1 protein-coding gene is annotated in these 3,216 nt (G+C 67.9%); it reads right to left on the bottom strand.

Annotated elements, in window-relative coordinates; translation table 11 throughout:
* Nucleotides 1-3,216: amino acid adenylation domain-containing protein (locus tag OK17_RS21620; RefSeq protein ID WP_461418709.1), on the bottom strand; the 3,216-nt coding region annotated here is incomplete at both ends.

Below are 3,216 nucleotides of genomic sequence, written 5' to 3'. Positions count from 1 at the left end.
GTTGATGAACCACATCCGCTGCTGCGCGAACGACAACGGCACCCGGTCGGGCCGCGGTTCGACGGCAACGATCGGCGGCAGCGCAGGGCTGCGTCCCGCGACGGCCTCGACCAGTTCACGGACGGAAGGCGCGTCGAACACGTCCCGGACACGGACTTCGGCATCCAGTGCAGCCGACACGCGCGCTGCCAATCGGGCCGCGTTGAGGGACGTACCGCCGAGATCGAAGAAGGACTCGGTGACGCTGACCTGCTCGATGCCGAGGATGTCGGCGAAGACCGCGGCGACCGCTTCTTCGTCGGCACCGACCGGTGCGACGACGTCGACTCCGCCGAAATCCGGTGCGGGCAAGCGCTCCCGATCGACCTTGCCGGCCGCGTTGACCGGCATATCGTCGAGCAGCGTCCACAAGCCCGGGCGCATGAACGGGAGCAGCCGCTCGGCGGCGTGGTCACGCAGTGCGGTCACCGTGACGTCGGCGTCGGCGGTGACATAGGCGACGAGACTCTGTGCGCCGGTTGGGGTCTCGAGGACTGTGACGACGACCTCGCGGACACCTGGCGTGGATGCGATCACCGACTCGATCTCGCCGAGTTCGATTCGCTGGCCACGGAGTTTGACCTGGAAGTCGACACGTCCGAGGTATTCGATCTGACCGTCGGCGCGCCAACGCACGATGTCGCCGGTCCGGTACATGCGCGATCCGGCTGGTCCGCTCGGGTCCGCGACGAATCGTTCGGCGGTCAGACCCGGGCGGCCGATGTACCCGCGGGCTATCTGAATACCGCCGAGGTACAGCTCGCCGGGTACGCCGACCGGCACCGGATGCAGTCGCGAGTCGAGGATCTGGGCGGTGGCATGCGGGGTCGGGGCGCCGATGGGCACCGTCGACAGTCCCGATCCGACCTCGGCGATCGTCGAGTAGATGACGGTCTCGGTGGGCCCGTACTGGTTGTGGAGGGTGGCCTGTGGCCACACCCGGTGCATGGCGTCGGCGAGGGCGGGAGGCAGCGCCTCGCCGCCGAGCTGCACGGTCCGCACCGATCGCATCGCCGCGAAGTCGTCGTCGGACAGCTCGCCGAGCATCAGCGAGAGCATGGACGGCACCATCATGATCGAGGTGACGCGATGCCGGATGACGTAGTCCCGCAACGCCCATGGGTCGCGTTGCTGACCTTGTCCGACGATGACGAGCGTGCCCTGACTGATGACCGGACGGAACAGGTCGAGCACCGACGGGTCGAAGGTGAAGTCGAGCACCGCCAGGATCACGTCGGCCGGGGTGAATTCGTGGTCGAGGTGATCGGCATGCAACATCGCCATCGCCGCACGGTGAGACACGGTGACGCCCTTCGGCTTACCCGTCGAACCCGAGGTGAAGATGGTGTACATCGCGTGGTCGGCGTGGAGCGAGGCGGTGCGGTCGGCATCGGTGATGGTCGACGCGTCGCCGGTGAGGGGCGCCGAACCGTCCACCTCGACGATCGTCACGCTTCCCGGCTCGACGCGGTCGGCGGCCTCACGCGCATGCGCCGAGACCACGAGTACGTCGGCACCGGTTGCGTCGAGAATGTAGCGGACCCGCTCGGCGGGTGCGTCGACGGACACGGGGACGAAATGACCGCCGGCGGCGATCACGGCGTGCGAGGCGATCACCATCTCCATCGAGCGCGGCAGCGAGATCGCCACGGGCACGTCAGGACCGACGCCCAGGCTGATCAGCTGTCGCGCAAGCGCATTGGTGCGGTCGGTGAGCTCGCGGTAGTCGATGGTGCGGTCACCGTCGATCACCGCGGTGGCGTGCATGAACGACGGCTCGACCTTCTCCACCAGATCGGCGATGGTTCCTGTCCCGAGCCCCGCCTCGCGATCGGTTGCCGATCCCGACCAGTCCGCGATCTGCGAACGCTCCACGGGGTCCAGCAGATCCATATCGCCGACCAGTACGTCGGGGTCGGCGACCGCCGCAGCCAGCACCCGGATCAGTCGGTCGGCCGTCGCGCGGACCGTCGACTCGTCGAAAAGATCGGTCGCATAGGTGACCGAACCCGACCAGGGTGCACCCGCGGGCGCGGTGTATACACCGAAACCGAGGTCGACCTTGGCGAGCGTCGGGCCCTCGTCGGCGGGTGAGACGACCAGCCCGTTGGGCAGTTCGGCCGATTGCTGACCGGCGCCCTCTTCGACACTCAGCCACACCTGGGTCAGCGGTGCGAACGCAGCGCTACGGACCGGATCGACCGCTTCGACGACCGACTCGAAGGCGACGTCGGCGTGCGCGAACGCGGCCAGGTCGGTGTCGCGGACGTCGGCGAGCATCTCCGCGAAGGTCTCGGATCCGGCGACGCGCGAACGCAATACGAGAGTGTTGACGAACATGCCGACCAGCGGTTCGAGTTCACGCTGGCCACGGCCGGCGAACGGCGACCCGATGGCGAGATCGTCAGTACCCGACAACCGGGCGAGAACCACGGCCAGGGCCGCGTGCACGACCATGTACGGGGTGACGCCGCGTTGCGCGGCAAGTCTCGCGATGCCGTCGGCGATATCGACGGGGATGTCGAAGGCGGTCTGTGCACCCCGGCCGGTCGCGGTCTGCGGGCGTGGCCGATCCGTCGGCAGCTCGAGCACATCCGGCAGACCGCCGAGCTGCTTGGTCCAGTAGGCGAGCTGACGGCCGACCACCGACGCCGGGTCCTCCGGCGAACCGAGCACCTCACGCTGCCATAAGGCGTAATCGGCGTATTGCACCTCGAGCGGTGCGAACACCGGCGCCTCACCGGTCGAACGTGCGAGGTACGCAGTCACCAGATCGGAGACCAGCGGCGCGAACGACTCACCGTCGGAGGCGATGTGGTGCATGACCATCGCGACGACGTGCTCCCCCGGCGCAGTCTCCCAGACGCGCACTCGCACAGGCCATTCCCGGTTCAGCACGAATCCGGTCGAGACCGCGGCCTCGATGTCTGCGACCGAACCGATGTGTCGCCAGTCGAGATGCTCGGGGATCTCGGTGACCTCGTGCACCAACTGGAACGGTATGCCGTCGGCGTCCGGGAACGTCGTCCGGAGCGTCTCGTGCCGGGCGACGACGTCACCCACCGCGACGCGCAAGGCCACCACGTCGAGGTCACCGCTGATCCGAAGGACCACCGGGATGTTGTACATACCGCTGGCCGGGTCGAGCTGGTTGATGAACCACATCCGCTGCTGCGC

The sequence above is a fragment of the Gordonia sp. GN26 genome (assembly GCF_054823965.1).
This window is presented reverse-complemented; position numbering and strand designations above follow the sequence as displayed.